This is a genomic window from uncultured Sphingomonas sp., from assembly GCF_946477935.1.
Taxonomy (GTDB): Bacteria; Pseudomonadota; Alphaproteobacteria; order Sphingomonadales; family Sphingomonadaceae; genus Sphingomonas.
In genome coordinates this window covers 1-19779 of record NZ_CAMLAC010000051.1, presented here as the reverse complement: position 1 = coordinate 19779, position 19779 = coordinate 1, and the positions used below count along the sequence as shown (strand labels likewise).

22 protein-coding genes are annotated in these 19779 nt (G+C 67.6%); 9 read left to right on the top strand and 13 right to left on the bottom strand.

Features of this window, described 5'->3' with window-relative positions; all coding sequences use genetic code 11:
* Together Q0U08_RS07765 and ppa are read left to right on the top strand one after the other, a co-directional pair.
* Positions 1-1696, top strand: a 1696-nt coding sequence (locus Q0U08_RS07765; protein ID WP_298090759.1) for a peptidase M61, incomplete at its 5' end; no start/stop codon positions are given.
* A gap of 43 nt (positions 1697-1739) precedes the next feature.
* A complete protein-coding gene (gene ppa, locus Q0U08_RS07760) occupies positions 1740-2318 on the top strand; it encodes an inorganic diphosphatase (protein ID WP_298090757.1) in 579 nt (192 codons plus the stop codon).
* Between the two features lie 477 nt (positions 2319-2795).
* On the opposite strand, the gene Q0U08_RS07755 is transcribed toward ppa, so the two are convergent.
* The 3 genes from Q0U08_RS07755 to ispG all read right to left on the bottom strand — a co-directional run bounded on the left by Q0U08_RS07755 (position 2796) and on the right by ispG (position 5605).
* Positions 2796-3266, bottom strand: coding sequence for a GNAT family N-acetyltransferase (locus Q0U08_RS07755; RefSeq protein WP_298090755.1), 471 nt, complete (start codon positions 3264-3266; stop codon positions 2796-2798).
* Positions 3267-3291: 25 nt separating this feature from the next.
* Positions 3292-4203, bottom strand: a complete 912-nt coding sequence (locus tag Q0U08_RS07750; protein ID WP_298090753.1) for a DMT family transporter — start codon at positions 4201-4203, stop codon at positions 3292-3294.
* A gap of 277 nt (positions 4204-4480) precedes the next feature.
* Positions 4481-5605 (bottom strand): flavodoxin-dependent (E)-4-hydroxy-3-methylbut-2-enyl-diphosphate synthase, encoded by a 1125-nt coding sequence (ispG, locus tag Q0U08_RS07745; RefSeq protein WP_298090751.1) that lies wholly within the window; start codon positions 5603-5605, stop codon positions 4481-4483.
* 62 nt (positions 5606-5667) lie between these two features.
* Here ispG and Q0U08_RS07740 point away from each other — a divergent pair, with 62 nt between their 5' ends.
* From Q0U08_RS07740 to Q0U08_RS07730, 3 genes are read left to right on the top strand one after another with little or no spacing between them, the layout of a single operon-like run.
* Positions 5668-6825, top strand: coding sequence for an acyltransferase (locus Q0U08_RS07740; protein WP_298090750.1), 1158 nt, complete (start codon positions 5668-5670; stop codon positions 6823-6825).
* Entirely contained in the window at positions 6822-7742 is a 921-nt protein-coding gene (locus Q0U08_RS07735; RefSeq protein WP_298090748.1) for an isoaspartyl peptidase/L-asparaginase, read from the top strand. Before Q0U08_RS07740 ends, Q0U08_RS07735 begins: the two co-directional genes overlap by 4 nt.
* Positions 7743-7783: 41 nt before the next feature.
* A complete protein-coding gene (locus Q0U08_RS07730; protein ID WP_298090746.1) occupies positions 7784-8641 on the top strand; it encodes a S1/P1 nuclease in 858 nt (285 codons plus the stop codon).
* 55 nt (positions 8642-8696) lie between these two features.
* On the opposite strand, the gene pal is transcribed toward Q0U08_RS07730, so the two are convergent.
* The 7 genes from pal to ybgC form a co-directional block, all read right to left on the bottom strand.
* Positions 8697-9218, bottom strand: a complete 522-nt coding sequence (gene pal, locus Q0U08_RS07725; protein ID WP_298090745.1) for a peptidoglycan-associated lipoprotein Pal — start codon at positions 9216-9218, stop codon at positions 8697-8699.
* A 77-nt stretch (positions 9219-9295) separates the two neighbouring features.
* A complete protein-coding gene (gene tolB, locus Q0U08_RS07720) occupies positions 9296-10711 on the bottom strand; it encodes a Tol-Pal system beta propeller repeat protein TolB (protein WP_298090743.1) in 1416 nt (471 codons plus the stop codon).
* A gap of 11 nt (positions 10712-10722) precedes the next feature.
* Entirely contained in the window at positions 10723-11280 is a 558-nt protein-coding gene (locus tag Q0U08_RS07715; protein WP_298090742.1) for a hypothetical protein, read from the bottom strand.
* Positions 11277-11708 carry a hypothetical protein gene (locus tag Q0U08_RS07710; protein ID WP_298090740.1) on the bottom strand — a complete coding sequence of 144 codons (432 nt, stop codon included), beginning with the start codon at positions 11706-11708 and terminating at the stop codon, positions 11277-11279. The genes Q0U08_RS07715 and Q0U08_RS07710 overlap by 4 nt, the downstream gene beginning before the upstream one ends.
* The gene (gene tolR / locus Q0U08_RS07705; protein WP_298090738.1) at positions 11708-12151 is read right to left on the bottom strand and encodes a protein TolR; all 444 of its coding nucleotides are present in this window, start codon (positions 12149-12151) and stop codon (positions 11708-11710) included. Before tolR ends, Q0U08_RS07710 begins: the two co-directional genes overlap by 1 nt.
* A 12-nt stretch (positions 12152-12163) precedes the next feature.
* Positions 12164-12856, bottom strand: coding sequence for a protein TolQ (tolQ, locus tag Q0U08_RS07700; protein ID WP_298090736.1), 693 nt, complete (start codon positions 12854-12856; stop codon positions 12164-12166).
* A complete protein-coding gene (ybgC, locus tag Q0U08_RS07695) occupies positions 12853-13263 on the bottom strand; it encodes a tol-pal system-associated acyl-CoA thioesterase (RefSeq protein ID WP_298090761.1) in 411 nt (136 codons plus the stop codon). The genes tolQ and ybgC overlap by 4 nt, the downstream gene beginning before the upstream one ends.
* A 161-nt stretch (positions 13264-13424) precedes the next feature.
* Here ybgC and Q0U08_RS07690 point away from each other — a divergent pair, with 161 nt between their 5' ends.
* On the top strand, positions 13425-13841 hold the full coding sequence (locus tag Q0U08_RS07690) for a hypothetical protein (RefSeq protein WP_298090734.1): 417 nt from the start codon (positions 13425-13427) through the stop codon (positions 13839-13841).
* On the top strand, positions 13838-14050 hold the full coding sequence (locus Q0U08_RS07685) for a helix-turn-helix domain-containing protein (protein ID WP_298090732.1): 213 nt from the start codon (positions 13838-13840) through the stop codon (positions 14048-14050). Before Q0U08_RS07690 ends, Q0U08_RS07685 begins: the two co-directional genes overlap by 4 nt.
* 10 nt (positions 14051-14060) lie before the next feature.
* Here Q0U08_RS07685 and Q0U08_RS07680 read toward each other — a convergent pair whose 3' ends face one another.
* From Q0U08_RS07680 to Q0U08_RS07670, 3 genes are all read right to left on the bottom strand, one after another.
* Positions 14061-14867: a hypothetical protein gene (locus Q0U08_RS07680; protein WP_298090730.1), complete on the bottom strand. Its 807-nt coding sequence runs from the start codon at positions 14865-14867 to the stop codon at positions 14061-14063.
* A 99-nt stretch (positions 14868-14966) separates the two neighbouring features.
* Positions 14967-16004 (bottom strand): nitronate monooxygenase, encoded by a 1038-nt coding sequence (locus tag Q0U08_RS07675; RefSeq protein ID WP_298090728.1) that lies wholly within the window; start codon positions 16002-16004, stop codon positions 14967-14969.
* Positions 16005-16270: 266 nt separating this feature from the next.
* Entirely contained in the window at positions 16271-17533 is a 1263-nt protein-coding gene (locus Q0U08_RS07670; RefSeq protein WP_298090726.1) for an aspartate kinase, read from the bottom strand.
* A gap of 53 nt (positions 17534-17586) precedes the next feature.
* On the opposite strand from Q0U08_RS07670, the gene ubiG reads away from it, so the two are divergent.
* Positions 17587-18327 (top strand): bifunctional 2-polyprenyl-6-hydroxyphenol methylase/3-demethylubiquinol 3-O-methyltransferase UbiG, encoded by a 741-nt coding sequence (ubiG, locus tag Q0U08_RS07665; protein ID WP_298090724.1) that lies wholly within the window; start codon positions 17587-17589, stop codon positions 18325-18327.
* 2 nt (positions 18328-18329) lie between these two features.
* Positions 18330-19778, top strand: coding sequence for a DUF2029 domain-containing protein (locus Q0U08_RS07660; RefSeq protein WP_298090722.1), 1449 nt, complete (start codon positions 18330-18332; stop codon positions 19776-19778).
* The last annotated feature ends 1 nt before the right edge of the window (position 19779 follow it).

Genomic DNA, 19779 nt, shown 5'->3' with positions numbered 1-19779 from the left:
GAGCGGGCCGATGACGCTGCTCTACCCGAAGTGGCTGCCCGGCAATCACGCTCCGCGCGGTGAGATCGAAAAGCTGGCCGGCCTCGTCATCCGCGCGAACGGCCGGGTGCTGCCCTGGACGCGCGACACGGTGGATGTCTACGCCTTCCACATCGACGTACCCGCCGGCGCCCGTCAGCTCGATATCGAGTTCCAGTTCCTGTCCGCGACCGAGCCCAATCAGGGCCGCATCGTCGTCACGCCGACGATGATCTCGCTCCAGCCCAACTCGGTCAGCCTCTATCCGGCCGGCTATTTCACCCGCCAGATCCCGATCCAGATGACCGCGCGCTTCCCCGCCGGCTGGACCGCGGCCGGCGCGATCCCGGCCAAGGCGACGGGCTCCACCTACACCTATGACACGACCAATTACGAAGTGCTGGTCGATTCGCCCCTGCTCGCGGGCAAGTATGGCAAGGTCTGGCCGCTCAGCCCGCGCGTCGACCTCAACGTCTTTGCCGACGATCCCAAGGAGCTCGCCGCCACCCCCGAACAGATCGACGCGCACAAGCGCCTCGTCGACCAGGCGGTGAAGACCTTCGGCGCGCAGCATTACGACCGTTACGAGTTCCTGCTGTCGATCACTGACCAGTTGGGCGGCATCGGCCTCGAACATCACCGTTCGTCCGAGAACGGCGTGACGCCCGGCTATTTCACCGACTGGGACAGCGGTCCCGGCCGCCGCAACCTGCTGCCGCACGAATTCACCCATAGCTGGGACGGCAAGTTCCGCCGCGGCGCGGACCTGTGGACGCCCGATTACAGCACGCCGATGCGCAATTCGCTGCTCTGGGTGTATGAGGGGCAGACCCAGTTCTGGGGCTATGTCCTCCAGGCGCGTTCGGGCATGGTGTCGAAGCAGGATACGCTCGACATGTACGCCTCGATCCTGGGCACCTACGATCTGTGGGAAGGGCGCCAGTGGCGCCCGCTGATCGACACGACCAACGACCCCATCATCTCTGCCCGCCGCCCCAAGGGCTGGACGAGCTGGCAGCGGTCGGAGGATTATTACAACGAAGGCCTGATGGTCTGGATGGAGGTCGATGCGATGCTCCGCCAGAAATCGAACGGCACCAAGTCGATCGACGATTTCGCGCGCGCCTTTTTCGGCATCCGCGACGGCGACTGGGGCGTGGTGACCTACACCTTCGAGGATGTCGCCAGGACGCTGAACGCCATCGTCCCCTATGACTGGGCGGGCTTCCTGAACCAGCGCCTGACCGAAACCGGCCAGCCCGCGCCGATCAACGGCTTTGCGATGAACGGCTACAAGCTCGTCTACACGCCCGAGCCGACGGCCTTCTTCAAGCAGCAGGAAAAGAGCCGCGGCGCCGATGTCAGCTATTCGCTGGGCCTGGTCGTGGCGAATGACGGCCGGATATCGACGGTGATCTGGGACTCGCCTGCGTTCAAGGCGGGGCTCGATGTCGGGACCGAAATCGAGGCGATCAATGGCCAGTCCTATTCGGCCGAACGCCTGAAGGCGGCGATCGTCACCGCAAAGGATAGCAAGACCCCCATCCGGCTTCTCGTCCGAAATGAGGACCGTTTCCGCGATATCTCCATCGACTATCAGGATGGCCCCCGCTATCCGCGTCTTCAGAAGGTCGGAACCGGCGAAGGCGGGCTCGATCGACTGTTGATGCCGCGCTGATCCCCATCGGTGCGGCATCGTCATTATCAGGGACGAAAATCGAATGCGTATTGATCTGATCCCCGTCGGCAAGTCTCCGCCCGACGACCTGAACGTCATCATCGAGGTGCCGACCGGCGGTGAGCCCGTGAAGTACGAGTTCGACAAGGCGTCGGGTGCGCTGTTCGTCGATCGCATCCTGCACACGCCGATGCGCTATCCGGCGAACTACGGCTTCGTGCCGCACACGCTCTCGCCCGACGGCGATCCCCTCGACGCGCTCGTCATCGCGCGCTCGCCCTTCATCCCCGGCTCCGTCGTGCGCGCCCGCCCGATCGCGGTGCTGAACCTGGAAGACGAAGCCGGCGGCGACGAGAAGCTCGTCTGCGTCCCCGTCGACCAGGTCTTCCCCTATTACTCCAACGTCACCCAGCGCGGCGACGTGCCCGAGATCGTCTTCGAGCAGATCGAGCACTTCTTCACCCACTACAAGGACCTGGAGAAGAAGAAGTGGGTGCGCGTCGGCACCTGGGGCGACGCCGAGGAAGCACGCCGCATCACCATCGAGGCGATCGAGCGCTACGACGCCGCCAAGGCACAGGGCGAAGAACCCCACGACCACGACGTCCCCGGCCGCGACTAACCCCTATATTCCCTCTCCCTTCCGGGGAGCATCAGGTAAACAGCGCCCCGCGCTGTTTAGTTCATGCCGGGGGCATGAACGACCTGATGCTGGAGGGGCCCGCGGCGAAGCCGTGGGAGGGTGAGGGGCCGCCCAGCAATACCAACTTTGTAGTTCACGCGAAGACGCGGAGAAGTTTGATTCACGCGGAGGCGCGGAGGCGCCGAGAAGAAGAAGTTTTGCGCGCAGAGGCGCAGAGTACGCAGAGGGGTTGCGCATGCCGCACCCCGTACGCGCCTGATCGATCGGCAGACAAGATCCGCCCGCGATGACCATGAGCCTTCGGCTCGGCGCAAGATCCTCTGCGCTCTCTGCGCCTCTGCGCGACCCCCTCTCCTTCTCCGCGCCTCCGTGTGAATCAAACTTCTTCGCGTCTTCGCGTCTTCGCGTGAACCAAATCACCGATACAGGCCGGATACAGGCCCGGAAAATAAGCGATCAGCGCCCCGCCAGCGTCCGCAACGCCTCGCCGCTCACCCGCTGCGCGGTCCACTCCTCCATGCCCACTGCCCCCATTGCCCGGTAAAAGGCGATCGCGGGCGCGTTCCAGTCCAGCACCGACCATTCGAACCGTGCACAACCGCGATCGAGCGCGATGCCGGCCAGATGCCGTAGCATGGCGGCGCCCAGCCCCTGCCCCCGCGCCTCGGGCGTGACGTACAGATCCTCCAGATACAGGCTCCGCCGCCCGGTCCATGTTGAAAAGCTGTGGAAAAACAGCGCAAAACCTGTTGGCTGGCTGTTGATCTCCGCGATCACCGCCTCCGCGGCGGGCCGCTCCCCGAACAAGGCATCCATCAGCATCGCCTCGGTCGCCTCCACCGAATCGGGTTCGCGCTCGAAGGCGGCCAGTTCACGCACGAAGCGCAGGATCGCCGGCACGTCGGCCGGAGTGGCGGATCGGATCATGATCGTCTCTGTCAAAAGGGAAGGATCAGGCCGCGGCCTCGACCGCGGCACGCACCTCGTCGCGGCGGCGCGCCCCGATCAGGCAGGCGGTGACGATGATCACGGCACCCGCGATGGTGGTCAGCGCGACATGCTCGCCGAACACCACCCACCCCAGGATCGCCGCATACACGAACGACGTATATTCGGTGGTCGCCAGATACCCCGTCTCGCCATGCGCATAGGCCCAGCCGAGCAGCAGCAACGATCCCGTCGCCAGCATCGCCGCGACCGCGATCTTCCACCAGTCGGCCGCAGGCGGCACCGTCGCCAGCCAGGGTGCCGCAAGCAGCAGCAGGACCGTCACGATCGTCGATTGCACGAAGGCGATTTCCCGCGCGCCGGCCGCCTGCGCCTGCAACCGCGCGACGACCAGATTGGCCGCATACAGCACGGCGGAGACGAGGATTGCCACCGCGCCCGCAAAAGCCTCCGGCCCAAGCGCCATGCGCGCCTGCCCGAGCAGGATGACCCCCACCCCGCCCAATGCCGCGATGGAGGCCGCCACCACCCGCGAACCGACCCGCTCGCCCAGAAACACCGCGCCCAGCAGCAGCGCCAGCAGCGGCGCGATATAGGTCAGCGAGATCGCCTGCGCCATCGGCACCCGCGCCAGCCCCCAGAAGAACAGCAGCGCCATTCCCGTCGTGATCGTGCCGCGCGCGACATGCAGCCGCATCGCCTGTGCAGACGGCCGTCGCCCACCACCCTTTGCCCAGACCGCGCCGCCGATCCCCGCGGACAGCATCGTCCGCCAGAGCAGCGCGTTGTACACGCCCAGCCCCAGCACTAGCGACTTCATGAACGCATCCATGATCGAGAACAGCCCGATCCCCGCCGCCGCCACGCCAAAGGCAAGCGCGGGGGACAGATGATGCGAGGGAACACGATGCGCCATGACCGGCAGCGCTATCACAGCGCCTGCGGCTTTCCTACGAACGCACGAAGGATACATTAAAAAGGGATTATGCGCGCAGAGACGCAGAGATGATATCCGCGGCAGCAACTCTGCTTCACCACGCCGATGAGGACGTCCGCCAAATACCTCCGGCGGTCCCCCTCCGCGTCCTCCGCGCCTCCGCGCGAACATCATTTTTCTTCAGGCGATCAGCCGAACGCCCGAGGATCTCCGCGCGTCCGCCCTCATCCCGCCCAAGCCATCCGCTTGAACGCCGTTACTCCGCCGCCAATGCCCTCGCCGCGTCTGCCGCCTCGATCTCCGCCGCCTTTGCCTCGACCAGCTTCACGATGTGGTCCACCATGTCGGCGTCCTCCACCGTATGATCGGTGATACCCGACAGATAGACCATGTGCTTGCCGTTACCGCCGCCGGTCAGGCCGATATCGGTCTCGCGCGCCTCACCCGGCCCGTTCACCACGCAACCCAGCACCGACAGCGACATCGGCGTGCGGATATGCTGCAACCGCTCCTCCAGCGTGGCGACGGTACGAATCACGTCGAAACCCTGCCGCGCGCAGGACGGGCAGGAGACGACACGCACGCCGCGATTGCGGATGCCGAGCGACTTCAGGATCTCGAAGCCGACGCGCACCTCTTCCTCCGGCTCGGCGGAGAGCGAGACGCGGATTGTGTCGCCGATCCCGAACCACAGCAGCGATCCGATGCCGATCGCCGACTTCACCGTGCCGCCGACGAACCCGCCCGCCTCGGTGATGCCCAGATGCAGCGGGCAATCGGTCGCCTCGGCCAACCCCTGATAGGCGGCCACCGCCAGAAACACGTCCGACGCCTTCACCGCGACCTTATATTCGTGGAAATCATGGTCCTGCAGTAGCTTGATATGATCGAGCGCCGATTCGACCAGTGCCTCGGGGCACGGTTCGCCATATTTCTCCAGCAGGTCCTTTTCCAGCGACCCCGCATTCACGCCGATGCGGATCGCACAGCCATTGGCCTTGGCCGCACGCACCACCTCGGCCACGCGCTGCGACGATCCGATATTGCCCGGGTTGATGCGCAGGCACGCCGCCCCCGCATCCGCCGCTTCCAGCGCGCGCTTATAGTGGAAATGGATGTCCGCCACGATCGGCACGCGCGACGCGCGAACGATCTGCTTCATCGCCGCCGTCGATTCGATATCGGGGCAGGACACGCGAATGATGTCCACGCCCGCATCCTCGCAGCGGCGGATCTGGTTGATCGTCGCCACCGGATCGGAGGTCGGCGTGTTCGTCATCGTCTGCACGGTGACGGGCGCATCGCCGCCGACGGGAACGTTGCCGACCATGATCTGGCGGCTCGGGCGGCGGACGATGTCGCGCCAGGGACGGATGGACATGCGCGCCTATATACGCGCCTGAGGTTGCGGTTCAAAGTCGATGCTGTACCGAGCCTTCGCTTATGGTTCCCGCGTCCCCCATCCCCCGCCATCTCGGCCTGGACTGGCTGCGCGTGGGCGCGTTCGCGATCCTGATCCTTTATCATATCGGCATGGTGTTTGTGCCCTGGGGCTTCCATGTCCGCCTCGACACGGTGCCGCTCGTCACCATCCCGATGCTCGCGTCCAACCCGTGGCGGCTGCTGCTGCTGTTCGTCGTGTCGGGCTATGCCACGCGCGCGCTGGCGACACGACACACCAGCCTCGCCGGCTTCGTCCGCGGGCGCAGCACGCGGCTGCTGATCCCGCTCGTGTTCGGTGTGATCGTGCTGGTACCGCCGCAAAGCTGGGTCGAACTGGTCACGCAGCATGGCTACCGCGCATCCTTCCCCCGCTTCTGGCTGCACGATTATTTCGGTTTCCGGCTGCTAGCCGGCGTGTCGCTGCCCGCCTGGAACCATCTGTGGTTCGTCGGCTATCTGTGGGTCTATACGCTGGTCATCGCGCTGCTGCTGGCGATCGGGGGCCGTGCCGGGCCGCACGTACAGGCGCTATACGACCGGATATTCGGCGGTATCGGCGGGCTTGTTCTGCCGCTCGTCTGGCTGCTGGCGGTCAATATGTGGCTGTTCGTCGGGCAATCGGAAACGCATGGCTTGCTGGACGACTGGCTGGCGCATGCGCTTTATCTGCCCGCCTTCCTGTTCGGCTTCGCGATGGCCGGGTCGAATCGGGTACTCGCCACCTTCCGCCGCTGGTGGTGGCCGGCCGCGATCGTGGCGGTGGCGGCCTATCTGCTCGCCGCCGACCTGGAATGGACCTGGCCCGGCCTCGCACGCGGGCCACGCTGGGCCGGCCTCACCTTTTCCGCCACGCGCGCGGTACAGGCCTGGGCGGCGATCGTCGCGCTGATCGGCGTGGCGGAGCGTTTCTGGAACCGCGACCACCCATGGCGCCGCACGCTGACCGAGGCGGTGTTTCCCTTCTACCTGATCCACCAGACCATCATCGTCGTCGTCGCCTATTGGCTGCGCGGTTCCGCCCTGCCGCTCGCCCTCGACGCGATCTTCCTGGCTGCCGCGACGATCGCCGGCTGCTGGGCCTTCTATCTCGCCGGCCGTGCGATGCCCTGGGCGCGCCCGCTGATCGGCCTGCGCCCCCTCTCGAGGAAAAATCCATGACCTGGTCCCTGATGATTCACGGCGGCGCCGGCCGGATCGTGCCCGGCGTGCTGACGCCCGAACAGGAAGCGGAGGCCCGCGCCGCGCTTGCCGCCGCCCTCGACGCCGGGGAGGCGATCCTGGCCGCAGGCGGCGCCGCACTCGATGCGGTCGAGGCGGCGGTCCGCGTGCTGGAGGACGCCCCCTCGTTCAACGCCGGTCGCGGCGCGTGCTTCACGCAAAGCGGCACCAACGAGATGGACGCCGCGATCATGGACGGTCGCGACCGGCGTGCCGGCGCCGTTGCCGGCACCACCGCCACCCGCAACCCCGTCACCCTCGCCCGCGCGGTGATGGACCACAGCCCGCACGTCTTCCTGGCCGGCCCCGGTGCCGACGCCTTCTCGCGCGACCGCGGGCTGGAGCAGGCGCCTCCCGAATGGTTCGCCACGCCCGAGCGCCGCCGGCAGTTGCAGGAGATGCAGGCAAAGGGCGCCGACGCCTTCGACATCGACATGAAATACGGCACCGTCGGCGCGGTCGCGACCGACAGCCACGGTCACGTCGCCGCCGCTACCTCGACCGGCGGCGTCACCGGCAAGCGCTGGGGCCGGATCGGCGATTCTCCGCTGATCGGCGCCGGCACCTATGCCGATGACCGCGCTGCCGCCATTTCCTGCACCGGCGCCGGCGAATATTTCATCCGCGAGGGCGTCGCGCACGAAATCGCCGCGCGGCTGCGTTTCACCGACGACACGCTGCAACAGGCCGCCGATGCGGTGCTCGCCGACGTGCATGCGATGGGCGGCACCGGCGGCGTCATCGTCGCCGCACCCGGTGGCGCCACGGCATGGAGCATGACCACCGCCGGCATGTACCGTGGCCGCGCCGGTTCGGACGGCACGCGCCGGGTCGCGCTTTATGGTGAGGAAGGCTGACGCTTTCTTTGGTTCTGCCGCGCCGCTAAGGCACCAGCAATATGAACTGTTCGCGTATCGTCGTCGCCGCGTTTGGCGCACTCACCTTGTCTCAGCCCGCCAACGCCTATTGGGATTATGGCCACCAGACCGTCGCCCGGATTGCCTGGGCCAACGTATCGCCGCACACGCGTACTGCGGTTACCCGCATTCTACGCGCGCAGGGGCAGCTAGACACGCCCTCCTGTCCCGTCCGTACCATCGCCGACGCCAGTGTCTGGCCCGACTGCATCAAACCGCTGAAGGATGCGCAAGGAAAGTCCCGCTTCGGCTATGCCTATAGCTGGCACTATCAGAACGTGAACATCTGCGGGCCCTTCACGCTGAAGCCGGCGTGCAAGGACGGCGACTGCGTTTCTGCCCAGATTCCGCGCCAGCAGGCGATCCTGAAGAACCGGCGCACCCCCGCGGTCGAGCGGGTCAAGGCGCTCGCCTTCCTGGTCCATTTCGTCGGCGACCTGCACCAGCCGCTTCACGCCGGCGACAAGGGAGACAAGGGCGGCAACGACGCGCACGCCGATTACGGCATCTACGCCCCTCCGCGGCTCAACCTGCATTCGATCTGGGACGGCCTGCTGGCCGAGCGCGCCATCTCGACCCCGCCCAGCCTGGTGCGCCGCTATCCTGCGGCCGTGCGCACGAAACTCGGTGCCGGCGACGCAGTGGCGTGGAGCCGCGAGAACTGGGCGGTCGCGCGGGAGGCCTATGCCACCGCGATGCACGGCGATCCGTGCCAGCCGACGCCTGAGCGCCTGAAGATGACCGACGCCGATATCGCCAGGCTGGCGCCGCTGGAGCGCGAGCAGATCCGCCGCGGCGGTTTGCGTCTGGCAAAGCTGCTCGACGCGGCGCTCGGCTGATCCACCCTCACCCTTCCTCCCGCCTTGGCAGAAGGAAGGGTGAGGACGATGCGGATCAGCTCAGGACGATCGTCACCGCACGCCGGTTCTGCGCCCAGCTCGCTTCGTCCGAGCCCATCGCTTCGGGCCGTTCCTTGCCATAGCTGATCACGGTCATCCGGTCCGGCGAGACGCCGCGCGCCGCCAGATAGTTCTTCGCCGCATTCGCACGGCGGTCGCCCAGCGCCAGGTTATATTCGCGCGTGCCGCGCTCGTCCGCATGCCCCTCGATCGTGATGCGCACGTTCGGATAACGCTGCAGCCAAGCCGACTGGCTGTCCAGGATCGCGCGCGCCTCGGGGTCGATGTCGTACTGGTCCAGCCCGAAACGCACCGTGTTCGACGTGACCGAGCGGCGGAAATCCGCATCCGATCCCGGCACCACCGCCCCGGTCGTCGGGCCGGTCGCACCGCCCTGGTCGACAGGCGCCGTATTGTCCACCGGCGGCGGCGGCAGGTCGGCCGGGCGCTTCTTGGCGCAACCGGCGACGGCCACAAGGATGGTGGCGGCTACAAGCGTGGTCTTCAAACTGGCCATTGTTCACTCCCTAGAAATGCTCGTTTCGCCCTCGTTGTTTGAACAACGCCTTTACCGGCGCCGCGCTCCGCTACCCTTTAGGGGCGGAGCGGCCCCCAGGCGGGGTCGGATCCGTCGAGCGGAGTCGGGATGCGGCGCTCGTTCACCCCGGTCAGGTCCACCATCCACAGGTCCGCCTTGCCCGAGCTTCCCCGGCCTGAACGATAAAAGGTGATGACGCGCCCGTTCGGCGACCAGCTCGGCCCCTCGTCCTGCCAGCTATTGGTCAACAGCTTCTCACCACCGCCGCTAGGACTCATGATGCCGATGCGGAACGCACCCGCCAGCTTGGTGAAGGCGATCAAGTCGCCGCGCGGGCTCCACACTGGCGTGGCATAGCGTCCGCCGCCGAAGCTGATCCGCTGCTGGTTCGATCCGTCCGCGTTCATCACATAGATCTGCTGCCCGCCCGAACGATCGCTCTCGAAGACGATCTTCGAGCCATCGGGCGAGTAGCTGCCACCGGTATCGATGCCGGGCGTATTGGTCAGCCGCTGCGGCGCGCCCCCTTGCGACGACACGCGGTAGATATCGGTATTGCCGCCCTGCGCCATCGAGAACAGGATCCAGCGTCCGTCGGGCGAGAAGCGCGGCGCAAAGGTCGTCGATGCGTTCTGCACCACCAGCCGCTGCCGCCCCGATCCGATGTCATAGACATAGATGGCCGGCCGCTTGTCGACATAGGACATGTAGACGATCGACTGCTGATTGGGCGCGAAGCGCGGGGTCAGCACGATCGATTGGCCGTTGGTCAGGAAGCGGTGATTGGCACCGTCCTGGTCCATGATCGCCAGCCGCTTGATGCGCCGCGCCTTTGGCCCGGTTTCGGAGACATAGACGACGCGGCTGTCGAAATACGGCCCCTCGCCGGTCAGGCGGGTATAGATGGTGTCCGCGCATTTATGCGCCGCGCGCCTCCAGTCGGAAGGCGGCACCACGAAACCCTGCCGCGTCAGTTCGGTCTGTGCCGAAACGTCGTACAGATAGCAGCCGACCGTCAGATTGCCGTCGCCGTTCGCTCGGATGAAGCCCTGCACCAGCGCCTGCGCGCCCGTGCCGTTCCAATAGTCGAACGCCGGCGCGGTCACCTCCGGAAAGGAGACGGTGCGGAGCTGCGCAGGCGGGATCGGCGTGAACAGGCCCGAGTTGCGCAGGTCGTTCGCGATGATCTCGGAGAGTTGCCGGCCCAGCACGTCGGTGGTGCCTGCCGGGGTCTGCTGCACCGCGTTTGTCGGCATCGCGGGGATGGCGATCGGCATCGGTGCGGAGATACCGCCGGTCACGTCCACCACCAGCGGTCCGCTCTGGTCGGTGGGGGCGACGCCGGGCTGTTGCGGCGCGGCCTCCTGCGGTGCCGGCGCCGGCGCGGGGTCCTCCTGCGCCATCGCGGCGGAGGTGACCAGGGTCAGCGCCAGCGTCAGGCTGGCCACGGCTCGAAGGGGCATGCGGATCATAGCAGTCATCCTCACCCGGGAAGCTTGTAACGCAAGTTGAAGTTACTCCAACCACCGGAAACGTCATACAATTCTGCTGGCAATCCGCGCAGTGGCGAACAGCCGACGAACGTCGCCACCGCCAGATCATCGACCCGGTCGACATAGCGGCGATTCTCGTCGTCGACACCGTCGCGACCGGTGACGCGCGGACGGGCGGCCAGGCTGCCGTCGCGATTCAGGCGCAGGTTGATCGTCACGCGGATGCGCTCCGCGCCCGGCCCCGGCGTCACCTGCCGGTTGGCGCAGGGCTGCACCTGCCGCAGAATCGCCGACGCGATGTTGGCTGCGGCCTGTGCGCCCACCTTGGCCGCCCGCGGCGCCTCCGACTTGCTCGGCGAGGCCTCGGGCGACATGCCCTTCAGGAAGTCGTCACCCAATCGGCTGCCGCGGGGTTTCGTCGCCGTCGCCGTTTCGCTTTTGCCGCTGCCACGCGCGGGCGTCGCGGGCTTGGCCGGCGCCGCCTTCGGCTTGGCCGCGGGTTTCGCCGGTGCGGGTTTTGCCGGTGCAGGCGCGGCCGGCTTCTTCACCGGGGCCGGCTTGGGCTGCGGTGCGGCCTTTTCAGGCGCAGGCGCAGGCTTTTTCGGCTGCGGCTTGGGTTGGGGCGCAGGCTTGGGCCTGGGTTGCGGCTTCGGCGGGGCCGGCACGGGCTTGGGTGAACCCGAGGACGCAGCACCACCCGAGCCGGCGGCGTGGGTTCCGGCTCCGCTTCCGCCGGCTCGGGTGGTGCTGCGTCCTCGGGTTCGCCCTCTTCGGGCGCGATCGACTGGGCCGGCGCCTCGATCGCCTGCGGCGCCTCCGCCTCCAGTGCGACGTCCTTGACCAGCGAGATGTCGATCGGCTGGACCTTCAGCTTCTCCGGGTTCGGCGTCGCCAGGAATCCGACCGACAACAGGCCGAAAAGCACCAGGTGCCCTGCGACCGCAACGCCCAGCCCTATGCGCTCGGCCCGATCCATCAGCGAGCCTCGCCCCCCTCCACCGTCACCAGCGACACGCGGTTCAGCCCGGCGCGGTTCAGCTCGCCCATCACCCGCATCACGCGCCCGTAATCCAGCCCGCGGTCGGCGCGCAGGAAGATCTGCGGCGGCTGCCCGCCCTCGGGCGCCCGCGCGGCGATATCGGCCAGTCTGGCGGGCAGGTCGCTCTCGCTCACCTCTTCCTCGCCCAGAAAGCTACGCCCGGTTTCGTCCAGCGAAAGCTGCACCGGCTCCTGATCCTGCTCCAGCGCCTTGGCGCGACTGTCGGGCAGGTTGACCGGCACGCCCGCGGTCAGCAGCGGCGCGGTCACCATGAAGATGATCAGCAGCACCAGCATCACGTCGACCAGCGGCGTGACGTTGATCTCCGCCATCGGCGCCTTGCGGCCGCGCCCGGACCGCGAGGGAAGGTTCATCGCCATCGCGCCGTTCCCTTACCGCGAACCGTCCAGTTGCCGGCTCAGCGTCGTGTGGAAGCCGTCGGCAAAGCGGTTCAGCCCCGCCTCGATCCGGTTCACGCCGTGGCTAAAGCGGTTATAGGCGATAACCGCGGGAATGGCGGCGAACAGGCCGATCGCGGTGGCGAACAGCGCCTCGGCGATGCCCGGCGCCACCACTGCCAGCGACGAGTTCTGCGCCTGCGCAATGCCGGTGAAGCTGCGCATGATGCCCCACACGGTGCCGAACAAGCCGACGAACGGCGCCACCGATCCCACCGTCGCCAGCACGTTCAGCTTGTCGGACAGCGTGTCGATCTCGTTGGCGACCGCAGCGCCCATCGCAGTGGCCAGGCGCTCACGCGTGCCGGACTTGTCGATCTGCCCGTTCGAGGTCGACCGGCGCCATTCCTTGACACCGGCGGCGAACACGCGCGCGGAGGGCAGGTCGTTCCCGCCCTCGATCCGGTGGAACGCGTCGATATCCTCGGCTTTCCAGAAGTCGCGCTCGAACTTGGTCATGCCCTTGCGGGTCCGGCCCAGCCGGCGTGAAAAGGCGATAATGATCGTCCAGGTCCATATGCTGGCGAGCAGCAGGCCGAACATGACGGCCTTCACCACCCAATCGGCCTGCAGGAACAGCGCGACCGGCGACAATGTGGCCGCATCCATGTTGAAGACGGGATTCATGGGTGTTCGATGTCCCCTTGCCAGATAAGGCTTTGGTAGATGTCGGTCCAGGCGCGTGGCTGCCGCCGCGGACGCCCGTCGGACCCGACGAGCGCGACCGTGACGGTGCCTTGCGTCAGCACATGCCGGTCGCGCCTGACTGTCTGATGAATGACCACGCGCGCCGCGCTGACCGATTGCACCCGCGACACGATCAGCAAGGCATCGTCCAGCCGGGCCGGCGCGCGAAAACGCAGCGTGACGTCGGCCACCGCATAGGCGCCCTCGCCCGCCTCGAACGCCGCCCGCTGGTCGATCCCGGCGACGCGCAGCATGTCGGAGCGCGCACGTTCCATGTAGCGCAGGTAATTGGCGTGATAGACCACGCCCGACAGGTCGGTATCCTCGAAATAGACGCGCACACCCATCCGGTGCTCCCGCCCCTCGAACCGCCCGCCCGGTGGCTGATCCTGCCCGCTCTCCTGCATGATGACGGGGCTGTTAACCCAATGGCCGGACGGAAGGAAGCCGCTTGTCAGCATGTAACCCTTGGGTTACATGTAACGCATAGGTTACACGGAGTCGGATCATGGGCATGATCGAACAGGCCGAACGCCGCAGCCGGTCACGGGCGTTGATCTTCTATCTGCTGGCGGGAACGCTGCTGCTGTCCACCATCCTCGCCGCCGATCGTCAGGGCGATCCCGTGCGGTTGATCCCCTGGTATCTGATGACGATACTGATCGCGCTGAACCTCACCGACCTTCCGTTCCGCCTGCGGTCCGGGCGGCTCGCCATGCTGATGAACGACGAGAATACCCAGGAGCATCGCCGCACCAGCTTCCAGGCCGGCTTCTGGGCAGCGATCGTCGCCGGCATGCTCTCGACCGGCGTGGCCGCAATCTACCCGTTGAGCGGCCTCCTCACGGCCCGGGTCGTTACCACCGCGGCCCTCGTCGCGGCATTGATCAGCTTTGCGGTTCAGGAACGCAGCGCGACGCCATGAGCGAACACCTGGTATCCGCGCTCAAGCCCGCCCGCGAGGCGGCGGGTCTGACGCAGGCGGCGCTGGCCGAGCGCGTCGGCGTCAGCCGCAAGACGATCAACACCGTCGAAAACGGGGTCTACATCCCCTCGACGCTGCTCGCGCTCAAGCTCGCCGCGGCGCTGGACACGACGGTGGAAACGCTGTTCCAGGTTCAGGAGCAGCCATAGGGCGCCCCGCTCACTCCATGCGGAAGATCGCGGGGTCGACCTCCAGTCGCGGAGCGCGCGCTGCCGGGGCAGGCATTGCCGGAGCCGGCGTTGCGGCAGGCACCGCCGGTCGCGGAGCAGGCGGCGCCACAGAGGACGGTGCCACCGCCGCAGTCGCGATCACCAGCGGCGCGGCCGGCTCGGCGACCGGCGTCATGCTGCCCGTCCGCCACGCGTCATAGGCGCGGTAGAAATCGGTGAACGGCCGATCCAGCTCGGGCAGCTTGGCCAGCGCGAACGCCCCCAACTGCCCGTCGGAAATGGTCGCGCTTTCCGCCAGCACCTGCGTCGCCGCCGCGCAGAATCCGACGCGGGCGGGCGTTTGCGAGAAGAAATTGTACAGCCGCGTCATCGTGTCGTCATACCGGTCGCGCCAATCGCCGCCGCCCGCCTTGAACTCGGCGGACAGCGCCGTCTCGGCCGTCGCCAGCGCCTTCTTGTGCGTGGTCAGCAGCGCATTGTAGCGCGCGACATTGGCCGCCTCCTCCGTGCCCCGGCACGCCAGTGCGGCAACGTTGAGGGCGGAGCGCAAGTGCCACAAGGTCGCCGCCTCGCTCAATGCGCGATTGGGCGTCGGATAGCTGCCATCGGCGAGGCGCACCGGGATCGTCATGCCCGGCGTCGCACCCGGCGGCAGGCTTGGACGCACGGGGGCCACGGGCACCATGATCGGCGGCGGTGCGACCCTTGCCACCTCGCGCTGGCCGGCGCATGCGGCGAGCGCCAGCCCCAGGGCGACCGGGGTGGCGCGTGTCAGAAATTGGCGGCTGTTCTTCATCCCTGGATCCCTGGCGTCATCTTGCCGCCCCCGGCATGCCCCCACCATGGCGATTTGCGGTTAACGCGTCGTAACCTGTGCGATGAAATGCGCGCTTCGTCAGGCGGCACGCGCCTGGAGCGCGCTTGCCGCCTCCGCCATCAGGTGCGCGATGATGTCGGCGATCGGCTCTTCCTTCGTCACCATGCCGACCGACTGGCCCGCCATCACCGACCCATGCTCGACATCGCCTTCGATCACCGCGCGGCGCAGCGCACCCGCCCAGTAATGCTCGATCTGCAACTGCGCCTCGGCCATCGCCACGCTGCCCTCGTCCAGCGCCAGCGCCACTTCGCGCTGCTTGGCGGTGAACAGTTCGCCACCGGCATTCTTCAACGCGCGCACCGGAATGACCGGCAGGCGCGGGTCGATCTGCACGCTCGCCACCGCATCGCGCGCGGATGCGCGGATGAACGCCTTCTTGAAATTGGGGTGCGCGATCGATTCGCTGGCACAGACGAAGCGGGTGCCGAGTTGCACGCCCGCAGCACCCATATCCAGATAGCCGGCGATCGCCTCGCCGCGCCCGATCCCGCCGGCGACGAACACCGGCAGTTGCTCCGCGATCTCGGGCAGCATCTCCTGCGCCAGCACACTGGTGGAGACCGGGCCGATATGCCCGCCGGCCTCCATGCCCTCGATCACCAGCGCATCGACGCCGGACCGGATCAGCTTCTTGGCAAGACTGAGCGCGGGCGCAAAGCAGATCACCTTGGCGCCCGTCGCCTTGATCGCCTCCAGCGATCCCTTGGGCGGCAGGCCGCCGGCCAGCACGACATGGCCCACCTGATGGCGGCCGCACACCGCGATCAGGTCGAACAGTTGCGGGTGCATGGTGATCAGGTTCACGCCGAACGGCCGCTGGGTCAGCGCCTTGGTGCCGGCGATCTCCGCATCCAGCAGGTCCACGGTCATCGCGCCGCACGCGATCACGCCGAAGCCGCCGGCGTTCGACATGGCCGCGACCAGGTTGCGCTCCGACACCCACGACATGGCCCCCGCCATGATCGCCACGTCGGACCCCAGGAAAGCGGCGCCGCGCGCCATGCGGGTGGCCAGGCGCTGTTCGCCGGTATTGATGCTGAGCGTATCGGTCATCGACGCTCCATGCCGTGGCGAGCAACGCACGGCAAGATGGGGTTCACGCGAAGCCGCGACGACGCGAAGAGGTTCGTTCGGATAGAGGCGCAGAGGGCACAGAGCGATATTGCGCGCGACAGCGCAGACTTTTCAACCGGCTATGGCCGAGCGCAAGATAGCGGCCGGAAATGCCATCTCCGCGCCTCCGCGCCTCCGCGCGAACAAACCTCTTCCAAAAACCTTCGCGTCTTCGCGTGAACCCAAATGCCCCAACCGCGGAACGCTTACGCCGCCTCGGCATCCAGACCATAGGCGGTGTGCAGCACGCGCACCGCCAGTTCGGTATAGTCTTCCTCGATCAGCACGCTGACCTTGATCTCGGAGGTGGTGATGGCGAGGATGTTGATCCCGCGCGCGCCCAGCGTCTGGAACATGGTCGATGCCACGCCCGCATGGCTGCGCATGCCCACGCCCACCACCGAGATCTTGGCGACGCGCGTGTCGTGCACCAGCTTCTCGAAGCCGATCTCCTCGCGCGCCTTTTCCAGCACGTCCAGGCTGCGCGGCAGGTCGGCTGCAGGCACGGTGAAGGTCACGTCGGTCGAGGCCGCGTTGCCGCCCGTCGCATGCGCGATGTTCTGGACGATCATGTCGACATTGATCCCCGCATCGGCGAGCGGCGCGAAGATCGCACCGACCGAGCCGGGGCGGTCGGGCACCGCGACCAGCGTGATCTTTGCCTCGTTCTTGTCGTGCGCAATGCCGGTGATGAGCTGGCGTTCCATGTCGTCGATTTCCTCCTCGCCCACGATCAGCGTGCCGCGATGTCCGTCTTCGTCCCGTGCGTCGTCGAACGAGCTGAGCACCCGCACGCGCACCTGTTCCTTCATCGCCAGTCCTACCGAGCGCGTCTGGAGCACCTTGGCCCCCACGCTCGCCAGTTCCAGCATTTCCTCATACGTCACCTTGGACAGCTTGCGCGCCCGCGGCACGATGCGCGGATCGGTGGTGTAGACGCCGTCGACATCGGTGTAGATGTCGCACCGCTCCGCCTTCATCGCCGCTGCGACCGCCACCGCCGAGGTGTCGGAACCACCGCGGCCCAGCGTCGTCACCCGGTTATCCTCGGCCACGCCCTGGAAACCGGGGATCACCGCTACCTCGCCCACGGCCAGGCTCTCGTCCAGGGCATCGGTGTCGATCGTCCCGATCCGTGCCTTGGCAAAGGCGCTGTCGGTGTGGATCGGCAATTGCCAGCCCAGCCACGACCGCGCCGGCACGCCCATCGCCTGCAGGGTGATCGCCAGCAGCCCGCTCGTGATCTGCTCGCCGGCGGAGACCACCACGTCATATTCGCGCGGATCGTACAGCGACGAGGCTTCGCGGCAGAACCCGACCAGCCGGTCCGTCTCGCCCGCCATCGCGGATACCACGACCGCGACCTGGTTGCCCGCCTCGACCTCGCGTTTGACCCGCGCCGCCACGTTACGGATGCGCTCGATCCCGGCCATCGACGTGCCGCCGAACTTCATCACGATACGTGCCATGGGCGCTTGCCATTCTCCTTGGGGTAAAACGGCGGCCCTGATAGGTAGCCGCCATGACGAACGCAAGCGACACGATCGAATCTACCATAAACGCCGCCGAGGCCGCACATTTCGGAAAGATGGCGGCCGACTGGTGGGATCCGAAGGGTTCGAGCGCGATGCTGCACCGGCTCAATCCACCGCGCCTCGCCTATATCCGCGAGCAGGTCGACCTGCACTGGAACGCGGACGGCGCCGGCTTCACCCCGCTGGCCGGGCGCACCGCACTCGATGTCGGCTGCGGTGCCGGGCTGCTTGCCGAACCGCTCGCCCGGCTGGGCGCCGCCGTCACCGGGCTCGATGCCGCGCCCGAAAACATCGCCGTGGCAGAGGTTCATGCCGCACAAAGCGGCCTCGCCATCGACTATCGCGCCGGCAGCGTCGAAAATCTGCGCGACCAGCGTTTCGATCTCGTCACCTGCCTGGAGGTGATCGAGCATGTCGCGGACCCGGCCCGTTTCGTCCGCGGCCTCGCCGATGCGCTGGCGGACGGCGGCCTGCTGATCCTGTCCACCCCCAACCGCACGGCCGTTTCGCGCCTCGCCATGATCACGCTGGCCGAAGGATTCGGCGCCATCCCGCGCGGCACGCATGACTGGAACAAGTTCCTGACCCCGGACGAGCTGACCGTCCTGTTCGAGGATGCCGGCCTCAAGGTCCGCGACACACGCGGCCTCGCCTTCAGCCCGGCGCGCGGCTTCACCCTGAGCGACTCGACCGCGCTCGATTATTTCCTGACCGCCACCCGGGCCTGACGATGCGCATGGCCCCCGCCGGTGCGCCCGCCCCGGCGCGCCGGCTGCTGTTTTGGGCGTTGCTGGCAGCCGCACTGATGGGCCTGTCGCTCGCCCGCGCCGTCGATCATGACGAAAGCCAATATGTCGCGGCCACCGTGCTCGCCGCGCACGGGCTGATGCCGTATCGCGACTTCGCCTATCTTCAGGCGCCGCTCCAGCCCTTCCTGTTTACCCCGATCGCCTGGGCAGCGGGATCATGGACCTGGCCGGCGCTGCGCCTCGTCAACGCCCTGCTTGGCGCGCTCGCGGTCGCCTTCGTCCACCGTGCCGCGCTGCGCCTGGGTGCCTCCTCCCGCGCCGCCGCCGCCGCGGCCGGACTGATGCTGTGTTGCGACATCCTGCTGTTCAGCATCGGCGTCGCGCGCAACGATGCGCTGCCCGCCGCGCTGTTCGCCGCTGCGCTGATGGTGATGACGCGGCTGCGCGGCGGAAAGGCGACGCGCGGCAGCGCGCTGCTCTCCGGCCTGCTGCTCGGCGCCGCCGCGGCCGCCAAGGTCAGCTATGCCCTGCCCGCCGTCGCGTACGGCGTATGGGCACTGGCATCACCCCACCGCCACCGCCCCTTATGGCTGGCGCTGGGCGCGGTTCCGCCAACACTGCTCGTCCTGTGCTGCTGGTGGATGGCGCCGGAGGGGTTCCTGTTCGGCGTCTTCCACTTTCCCGCCGACGCGCCGGCCGAATATTATGCACGGTCCCCGTGGAAGCTGTCGCTTGCCGCCAAGCTGGTCGATTCGCTCAAGTTTCTCGCGCTCGGCCCCGCGCTCGTCGCCCTCGCCTTCATCATCAGCCGCGGCCGGATGCGCGCGCTGGCGCCGCTGTTGTTCGCCTGCGCGGTCGCCGCCCTCGCCCCGCAGCCCACCTGGCGGCAATATTGGCTGCCCTTCCTGCCGCCCCTCTTCATCGCCCTGGCGCTCGCCTGGCACCGGTCCCCGCCGGGGCGCAACTGGCGGATCGCGTTCGCGATCACCGCCGTCGCCGGTCTCGCCCCCAGCGCCGCCGCGCTACTCACCACCGGCGGCATGTCGCTGGCCGAGGCGATGCGCACCAGCGCCGCGATCCGCACCGCGATGGACCGCACGGGCGTCACCGGCCCCGTCGCCACGCTCGCCCCGCAGTTCCTTCCCGCCACCGGCCGCCTGCCCGACCCGGATTTCGCCGCCGGTCCCTTTTATTATCGCAGCCGACACCTGCTCGATCCCGTCGCGGAACAGCGTCTTCACCTCGTCAGCCATGCCCGCCCCCGCCTGTCCGCGAACTGGGTGCTGATCGGCGGCGAAGCGCGGCGGACCAGCGGCAATCCCGATCTCGATGCCATGCTCGCCCGCGCCGCCGGGGGATCTCGCATCCCGGTCCCCGGCACCGCCTTCCACCTCGTCCGCGTGGAACAGCCGCCCTCCCGCACCCGTTAAG

Bases quoted from the DNA above. Each gene is read 5' to 3' on its own strand.
- Q0U08_RS07750 (WP_298090753.1), bottom strand. From the start codon at position 4,203: ATGGCGCATCGTGTTCCCTCGCATCATCTGTCCCCCGCGCTTGCCTTT.
- tolR (WP_298090738.1), bottom strand. From the start codon at position 12,151: ATGGCGATGAACCTTCCCTCGCGGTCCGGGCGCGGCCGCAAGGCGCCG.
- ubiG (WP_298090724.1), top strand. From the start codon at position 17,587: ATGACGAACGCAAGCGACACGATCGAATCTACCATAAACGCCGCCGAG.
- ppa (WP_298090757.1), top strand. From the start codon at position 1,740: ATGCGTATTGATCTGATCCCCGTCGGCAAGTCTCCGCCCGACGACCTG.
- Q0U08_RS07660 (WP_298090722.1), top strand. From the start codon at position 18,330: ATGCGCATGGCCCCCGCCGGTGCGCCCGCCCCGGCGCGCCGGCTGCTG.
- Q0U08_RS07710 (WP_298090740.1), bottom strand. From the start codon at position 11,708: ATGGATCGGGCCGAGCGCATAGGGCTGGGCGTTGCGGTCGCAGGGCAC.
- ispG (WP_298090751.1), bottom strand. From the start codon at position 5,605: ATGTCCATCCGTCCCTGGCGCGACATCGTCCGCCGCCCGAGCCGCCAG.
- ybgC (WP_298090761.1), bottom strand. From the start codon at position 13,263: ATGGGTGTGCGCGTCTATTTCGAGGATACCGACCTGTCGGGCGTGGTC.
- Q0U08_RS07740 (WP_298090750.1), top strand. From the start codon at position 5,668: ATGGTTCCCGCGTCCCCCATCCCCCGCCATCTCGGCCTGGACTGGCTG.
- Q0U08_RS07675 (WP_298090728.1), bottom strand. From the start codon at position 16,004: ATGACCGATACGCTCAGCATCAATACCGGCGAACAGCGCCTGGCCACC.
- pal (WP_298090745.1), bottom strand. From the start codon at position 9,218: ATGGCCAGTTTGAAGACCACGCTTGTAGCCGCCACCATCCTTGTGGCC.
- Q0U08_RS07680 (WP_298090730.1), bottom strand. From the start codon at position 14,867: ATGAAGAACAGCCGCCAATTTCTGACACGCGCCACCCCGGTCGCCCTG.
- Q0U08_RS07735 (WP_298090748.1), top strand. From the start codon at position 6,822: ATGACCTGGTCCCTGATGATTCACGGCGGCGCCGGCCGGATCGTGCCC.
- Q0U08_RS07670 (WP_298090726.1), bottom strand. From the start codon at position 17,533: ATGGCACGTATCGTGATGAAGTTCGGCGGCACGTCGATGGCCGGGATC.
- Q0U08_RS07690 (WP_298090734.1), top strand. From the start codon at position 13,425: ATGGGCATGATCGAACAGGCCGAACGCCGCAGCCGGTCACGGGCGTTG.
- Q0U08_RS07730 (WP_298090746.1), top strand. From the start codon at position 7,784: ATGAACTGTTCGCGTATCGTCGTCGCCGCGTTTGGCGCACTCACCTTG.
- tolQ (WP_298090736.1), bottom strand. From the start codon at position 12,856: ATGAATCCCGTCTTCAACATGGATGCGGCCACATTGTCGCCGGTCGCG.
- Q0U08_RS07755 (WP_298090755.1), bottom strand. From the start codon at position 3,266: ATGATCCGATCCGCCACTCCGGCCGACGTGCCGGCGATCCTGCGCTTC.
- Q0U08_RS07685 (WP_298090732.1), top strand. From the start codon at position 13,838: ATGAGCGAACACCTGGTATCCGCGCTCAAGCCCGCCCGCGAGGCGGCG.
- tolB (WP_298090743.1), bottom strand. From the start codon at position 10,711: ATGATCCGCATGCCCCTTCGAGCCGTGGCCAGCCTGACGCTGGCGCTG.